We start from the raw sequence: 7,312 nt of genomic DNA on the forward strand, positions 1-7,312 counted from the left end.
CCAAACGACTTGTCATATTCTTTCCAAATAATTTCTACTCCACCTTTTTATTATCCCATGCTATTTATATTAAGGATAAGTCTAATGATATGGAAGCAGAATTGCAATTGCCTTCTCATACAAAAATAATCCCAGATAGTATATCCCAGGGAAAAGGACATCAGACTTGTGAAGTACTATCAAGCACCAAAGCCATTGAAGTTTTTATATCTTATTCCCGTGAAGATGAAAAATTGTTAAAGGCCTTAGAAAGATATCTCAGTAGTAGTTTGGAGGGAATTAAAATTTGGCATGAAGCTAAAACTATAGGAGGGCAAACCCCAAAAGTTGAGATTGAGAAACATCTGAATTCAGCCGATATAATTCTCCTATTGATTAGTCCGAATTTTCTAAGTGACTATGATAATAAAATTGAAATAAACCTAGCGAGAGCCAGAGAACAACCTATAAAAGCTACTGTTATTCCTGTACTTCTCACCAAAATTATTGGTTGGGAGCGCTATAGTTTTGCTAATTTAAAACTTGCAAATCTTGAGCCTTTACCTCAAAAAGACAAATTTATAACTGATAGAAGGGTCTGGATAAATAAAAATGATGCTTTTTACTTTACTGCTCAAGGTCTTGAGAAAGTCAAGGAAGAGAAAACTAGTAGAAACAACATAAATTAACAACTTTTATTGACTGAGGGTTATGTCTTTATCCCCTGGCTCCACCAAAAATATTCAAATAGTATTTATCTACTCATGTTCTAGTCGTCAAGATGAAAATCTTCGACAAGATTTAGATAAGCACCTGAGTACATTGAAGGACTCAGGTGTGTTTATGCAATGGTGTAAATACTCGCTTGATACATCACATTTTTCTGATCACAAAAATAATCATAACTTTAACATTTTAAGAACATCTGATGTAGTTGCACTACTGGTTAACCCACAATTGATTTCTTTAATTCAAAATACAACTTCATTTTCTACTGAAATTCAGTGGATATTACAGCAAGGTAAACAGGAAGAAATCATTGTTGTACCTTTGCTCATACGCGAAGTTCATGGCTGGGAGAAAGTATTGGATGATTTCAATCCACTACCGAAATCTAGAATAGCTGTAAAAAAATCATCAGACACTGATGGAGCCTTTGCTAAGATAGCTGAAGGTCTAGAAGAAATAATCGAAAAACTTAAACAAGACTATCAAAAATTACAGGAATATAGGCAGATTTTTTCTACTGCTATTCAAAAGGAGTATCCTCTGAGTGCTCAAACACTAAATACTTTAATCAGGCTCAAGCCAAATTTGGAATTCAAAAATAAAGATATAGGAGTAATAGAACAAGAAATAACTGCCCAAGCTGAACAAGAATATAATCAAAAATTACAACGATATAAACAAGAATTTTTTATGATAATTCCACGAAGTAACAGTGTTAGTGAGCAAGAGCGTGAAAAATTAAAGACTATCCAAAATGATTTAAATCTTAAAGATAAAGTTGTAGCTAGAATCGAGAGTGAAGTTACTGAAACAATTTATACTCAACCAATTCAGCGACTTATTGGCTATGAAAATCAAGCTACTTCAAACGTCATCATTGCTATTAGTGTGATTGTAGTTGCTGCGCTTTTAGGATTTTGTAACTCTTTTTCAGAGACACAATTTACTAATTTAGAAAATCAAGGAAAAAATAAGCTTGAGATTAATCCTAAAAATATTGATTATATGAAACGTGGCAATGACCACTATTCGCAAAAAAACTATCAAGCAGCAATTAAAGATTATACCCAAGCTATTCAAATTGCTCCTAAAAATGCTGACGCTTATATAAAACGTGGTCATAACCGGCATTTAATCAAAGATTATCAGGCAGCAATTAAAGATTATAACCAAGCTATTCAAATTGCTCCTAAAAATGTTAATGCGTACAGGAAACGTGGTGATGCTCAATATCCTCTAAAAAAATACCAGGCAGCAATCGACGACTATACCAAAGCTATTCGCCTCTCTCCTGACTCAGTTGATGCCTATAAAAGTCGTGGTTTTGTTTATGAGAATAACTTACAAAATAAACAAGAAGCAATTAAAGATTATCAAAAGATAGCGACTATATACAAAAAACAAGGAGCAACAGATAAGTACAGAAAAATTAATGACAAAATCCAGAAGCTTCAGCAGAGAAAGCCCCAATCTTCCAATTAAATTTATGCTAACCTCTACCAGCTCCAATAATCAGGAGAAATAAGAATCACCTTGGACTTGTTACAAGAGAAGTAATACGATCGCCTTTCACTAATTTCTCAATAAACCTTATGCCCTACGGAATATGTGCTATAATTGATAGCCACTACTTCCTACTGCATTGATCGCAGCCTCCAATGCGATCGCCACATGAGTCCAATGAGTCCCCCCCTGGCAATAAACCACATAGGGATCACGCAAAGGCCCATCTGCCGATAATTCCAAGGTACTCCCTTCAATAAATGTCCCCCCAGCCATGACTACCTGGCTCTCGTACCCCGGCATTTCATCTGGAACAGGGTCTAAGTAGGAACCTATAGGAGAATGCTGTTGTATAGCTTTACAGAAAGCAATTAGCTTTTCAGCAGAACCGAGTTTAATTGCCTGAATTACATCCCCACGGGAAGCCAGAGGTGCGGGATTTACTGGATAACCGAGTTTGTCAAATACATAACCAGTAAGATAAGTCCCTTTCATCGCCTCTCCAACCATTTGCGGAGCCAAAAATAAGCCTTGGAACAGTAGGCGATTTTGGTCAAAAGTAGCACCGCCATAACTACCGATACCGGGAGCAGTGAGGCGACAAGCGGCGGCTTCCACTAAGTCGGCGCGACCGGCGATATAACCGCCAGCGCTGACAATAGTGCCACCAGGATTTTTAATCAATGATCCTGCGATTAAATCAGCACCTACGGCTGTAGGTTCCCTGGTTTCAATAAATTCGCCATAGCAGTTATCCACAAAGCAAACGGTGTTCGGGTTTTGCTGTTTGACTAAGTGGACGATTTTTTCAATATCGGCAATTGATAAACTCGGACGCCAAGAATAGCCACAAGAACGCTGAATTAACACTAAACGCGTGTTTTCAGCCACACTAGTTCTTATTGCTTGCCAATCTATAGTTCCCTCGGGGGTTAGCTCCAATTGTCGGTAATTTATGCCAAACTCGATCAGGGAGCCTTGACCTTGACCCCGTAAACCAATGACTTCTTCAAGCGTATCGTAGGGAGAACCAACTACTGCTAACATTTCATCTCCAGGACGGAGTACACCAAATAAGGCACAAGCGATCGCATGAGTTCCGGAAACAAACTGCACTCGCACCGCCGCAGCTTCGGCACCCATAACTTCGGCAAAAACTTTATCTAAAGTTTCTCGTCCTAAATCATCGTGACCATAGCCACTTACACCAGCAAAGTGGTGTGCGCCCACACGGTGATTACGAAAGGCATCCAGCACTCGTTTTAGATTATGCTTGACCTGAGTGTCAATTCCAGAAAAAATTTCTAATAGTGCCTGTTCTGCTTGCCGCAGCTGTTCTAAGCTGTTCATCAGTTCCTCGTTCAAAAAAAATTATAGATATGCGGATTTTTAGATCGCACAGACTAGGCCGAAAAATTCAAATTCAGGTTACTGCATGACAATTGCTACTTCAACTAAACCGCAAATTAACTGGGTTAATACCCTGTTTTTCATTGGACTGCATATCGGCGCTTTATTTGCCTTTGTTCCTGGTAACTTTAGCTGGACGGCAGTTGGTGTGGGTTTCTTGCTGTATTGGGTAACTGGTGGTTTAGGCGTTACTCTGGGATTTCACCGCCTTGTTACCCACCGCAGTTTTCAAACTCCCAAGTGGCTAGAGTATCTCCTGGTTTTATTCGGGACACTTTCGTGTCAAGGAGGCCCAATTGAGTGGATAGGAACACATCGTATCCACCATTTGCACTCTGATACTGATGCTGACCCCCATGATTCTAATAAAGGCTTCTGGTGGAGCCACATGGATTGGCTGATTCACTACTGTCCCGCTCACGCTGAAGTTCCTCGTTTCACCAAAGACATTGCCGAAGACCCAGTTTATCAGTTTTTAGAAAAATATTTCATTTTGATCCAGGTTGCTCTGGGTATATTGCTTTTGCTTCTGGGTGGTTGGCCGTTCGTTGTTTGGGGAATTTTTGTTCGCATTGTCTGGGTTTACCACTGCACTTGGTTGGTGAATAGCGCCACTCACAAATTTGGCTATAAGAGCTATGATTCTGATGATAGATCGACTAATTGCTGGTGGGTAGCCGTACTAGTTTTCGGTGAAGGTTGGCACAATAACCATCATGCCTTTCAATACTCAGCTCGTCATGGGCTGGAATGGTGGGAAATCGATTTAACTTGGATGACTGTTCAATTGCTGCAAGCAGTTGGTCTGGCTACTAATGTGAAGTTGGCCCCAACAAAAATTAGTTAGGAATTAGGAGTTAGGAGTTAGGAGTTACGTGAGGGTGTGAATCAGGCGTTGAAATCTTTATGTTGCCGTCAATTTTTCTCAAACCATAATTTTGAGACCCAAAAATACTTATCGGACAAGGAGGATTTCTAATTCACGTTAGGCGTGAGTTAAGAATCTAAAATCCTAACTCATCACTCATAACTCCTCACTTTTCACTCATCACTCCTAACTCATCACTTTTCAAAAGTCTATTTACGGGTGCGCTTGTGTCGGTTAGATTGCTATAATCCGAAGCGCTAATATGAAGAAATTTTGCGGCAAGTTGCTTTTTGGTGACTTGGTGGAGGAGTTTGTTGTTTTTCAGGTGTCCATGACTACATCAATAATTAACAGCCAGAAAGTAAGTGACGAGCCTGGTAATTCCGATCTAAGGCTCAAAGATATTGTCAAAAGCCTGCCACGGGAATGTTTTCAGCAGAACCGTCGCAAAGCTTGGACACAAGTAATAATCAGTGTCTTGGCAGTTGCCTTGGGCTACTACAGCCTGACCATCACTCCTTGGTTTCTTTTGCCCCTAGCTTGGATTATTACGGGCACTGCTTTAACAGGTTTTTTTGTAATTGCCCATGATTGTGGTCATAGGTCTTTTGCCAAACGTCGTTGGGTAAATGATTTGGTGGGGCATTTCTTCATGATGCCGTTAATTTACCCCTTTCACAGTTGGCGCATTAAGCATAATTATCACCATACTCATACCAACAAGCTGGATGAGGATAACGCTTGGCATCCAATCACCCCGGAAGCGTTTGAAAATTGGGACAAAACCCGGCAGTCTGCTTTTGAACTGTTCATGCGTAAACGCTTGTGGTGGGTAGGTTCCATTGGACATTGGGCTGTGGTGCATTTTGATTGGCGGAACTTCAAAACTAAAGACCAATCGAGTATCAAGCTTTCTGTGGCTGTAGTAGTTGTGTTTGCAGCGATCGCTTTCCCGATTCTGATCGCTACAACTGGGATCTGGGGATTTGTCAAATTTTGGCTAGTGCCCTGGATGATTTACCATTTTTGGATGAGTACTTTTACTATTGTTCACCATACTGCCGCAGATGTTCCTTTTGTGACAGCGAACAAGTGGAACGAAGCTCTAGCACAGCTATTTGGCACTATCCATTGCGATTATCCGCGTTGGGTAGAAATCCTCTGCCACGATATCAATGTTCATGTCCCTCATCATATTTCCACTGCGATTCCTTCTTATAATTTGCGGCTAGCTTACAGCAGCATCAAAGAAAATTGGCAGCCTTATCTGCATGATGAGTGTGAGTTTTCTTGGTCTTTAATGAAGCAGATTACAGACCAGTGTCAACTGTACACAAATGATGTAGGCTATAAGACTTTCAACGAATATTATACGGAGTAATAAATAGCGCTGTGATTAGATTTACGCTCTTGCACCAACGAGAGCGTTTATCATGCTGTGTTTAAATAGAATCTGGCAATTGTTTAATGACTAAAATTTTAGATAAATTGCCAGAAATTATCTTCTTGTGTGTTAGCGATCGCTAGTTTTGTGGGCATCCTAGAAGTGAGATGATCTTCTCTCAAATAAAGTTCCGATTTATATCCAACAAAAGAATCCAGTGCAATCAAATATCATCGCGCTCAATAATCCTTTAGGCAGTGAAACCTCTGAGGATACGACGACTAAATTACCTTTCACTCTTCAGGATTTAAAAGCTGCAATTCCTGCTGAATGCTTTCAACCCAATGTGAAAAAATCACTTTTTTACTTCTTCCGTGACATCCTGATTATCGGTCTGCTTTATGCAGCAGCTTCTTACCTGGATTCTTGGCTTTTCTTCCCGATTTTCTGGTTAATGCAAGGAACGATGTTTTGGGCTTTGTTTGTAGTAGGACATGACTGCGGACACCAATCTTTTTCTAAGCAGAAATGGCTCAATGATTTGATTGGACATCTTTCTCACACACCAATACTTGTTCCTTATCATGGTTGGCGGATCAGCCATAGAACTCATCACAAAAATACTGGCAATATCGATAACGATGAAAGCTGGTATCCTGTGACAAAATCACAATACAAGGAGATGCCTATCGCCCAAAAAATTGGCCGATATTATGTTTTTCTCTTGGCTTATCCTCTGTATTTATTTAAGCGTTCTCCTAATAAGGAAGGTTCCCACTTTTTGCCCAGCAGTTCGCTTTTCAAACCATCGGAAAAATCGGATGTCATCACTAGTACTGTACTTTTGATTGGCATGGTAGGTTTGCTCGGTTTCCTCACCTACCAATGGGGTTGGATGTGGTTATTGAAATATTACGCTGTACCTTACATTGTGTTTGTAATTTGGCTAGATTTGGTGACATTCTTGCACCACACTGAGCCAGACCTTGCCTGGTATCGTGGAGAAGATTGGACTTTCCTGAAAGGCGCAATTTCTAGCATTGACCGTAATTATGGTTTGATCAATCATATCCATCATGATATCGGTACTCATGTTGCTCACCATATATTCCTTAATATCCCTCACTACAATTTGCTGAAGGCAACTGAGGCAATAAAACCAGTGATGGGTGAGTATTTCCACAAATCGGAGCAACCCATTTGGAAGTCATTATGGCATTCATCTATCAGCTGCCATTTTGTACCTGATACTGGTAGTAAGGTTTACTACACATCTAATAACAAGTTAACTAAAGACTAAGATTCAGATACCCGACTTCTTTAAAGAAGTCGGGTATCTTGTATTTTCGTCAATGCTTTGTGGCAACTTACCTTTTAAGGTCGCAATATTAGACATCTCCGAAAAAGAATGTAGAGACGCGAAATTTCGCGTCTCTACA

The 7,312-nt window shown here is 39.9% G+C and carries 6 protein-coding genes; 5 read left to right on the plus strand and 1 reads right to left on the minus strand.

Annotated elements, in window-relative coordinates:
- Window positions 1–668 (plus strand): toll/interleukin-1 receptor domain-containing protein (locus PUQ00_RS31545; RefSeq protein WP_300423838.1); only part of this gene is annotated, 668 nt, incomplete at its 5' end.
- A 22-nt stretch (window positions 669–690) separates the two neighbouring features.
- Complete coding sequence (locus PUQ00_RS31550) at window positions 691–2,190, plus strand: tetratricopeptide repeat protein (RefSeq protein WP_300423840.1); 1,500 nt, start codon at window positions 691–693, stop codon at window positions 2,188–2,190.
- Between the two features lie 129 nt (window positions 2,191–2,319).
- Here PUQ00_RS31550 and PUQ00_RS31555 read toward each other — a convergent pair whose 3' ends face one another.
- On the minus strand, window positions 2,320–3,561 hold the full coding sequence (locus PUQ00_RS31555; RefSeq protein ID WP_300423842.1) for a methionine gamma-lyase family protein: 1,242 nt from the start codon (window positions 3,559–3,561) through the stop codon (window positions 2,320–2,322).
- 85 nt (window positions 3,562–3,646) lie between these two features.
- Between PUQ00_RS31555 and PUQ00_RS31560 the strand changes: the two genes are divergently transcribed.
- The 3 genes from PUQ00_RS31560 to PUQ00_RS31570 all read left to right on the plus strand — a co-directional run bounded on the left by PUQ00_RS31560 (window position 3,647) and on the right by PUQ00_RS31570 (window position 7,173).
- Window positions 3,647–4,468, plus strand: coding sequence for an acyl-CoA desaturase (locus PUQ00_RS31560; RefSeq protein ID WP_300423844.1), 822 nt, complete (start codon window positions 3,647–3,649; stop codon window positions 4,466–4,468).
- A 352-nt stretch (window positions 4,469–4,820) separates the two neighbouring features.
- Entirely contained in the window at window positions 4,821–5,870 is a 1,050-nt protein-coding gene (locus PUQ00_RS31565) for a fatty acid desaturase (RefSeq protein WP_300423847.1), read from the plus strand.
- Window positions 5,871–6,090: 220 nt separating this feature from the next.
- On the plus strand, window positions 6,091–7,173 hold the full coding sequence (locus tag PUQ00_RS31570; protein ID WP_300423845.1) for a fatty acid desaturase: 1,083 nt from the start codon (window positions 6,091–6,093) through the stop codon (window positions 7,171–7,173).
- Window positions 7,174–7,312 lie beyond the last annotated feature (139 nt).

The sequence above is a fragment of the Nostoc sp. S13 genome (assembly GCF_029379315.1).
In the GTDB taxonomy this organism is placed as follows: Bacteria; Cyanobacteriota; Cyanobacteriia; order Cyanobacteriales; family Nostocaceae; genus Nostoc.

Coding starts and splice junctions, on each gene's coding strand:
- PUQ00_RS31550 (WP_300423840.1), top strand. CDS start 691: ATGTCTTTATCCCCTGGCTCCACCAAAAATATTCAAATAGTATTTATC.
- PUQ00_RS31555 (WP_300423842.1), bottom strand. CDS start 3,561: ATGAACAGCTTAGAACAGCTGCGGCAAGCAGAACAGGCACTATTAGAA.
- PUQ00_RS31560 (WP_300423844.1), top strand. CDS start 3,647: ATGACAATTGCTACTTCAACTAAACCGCAAATTAACTGGGTTAATACC.
- PUQ00_RS31565 (WP_300423847.1), top strand. CDS start 4,821: ATGACTACATCAATAATTAACAGCCAGAAAGTAAGTGACGAGCCTGGT.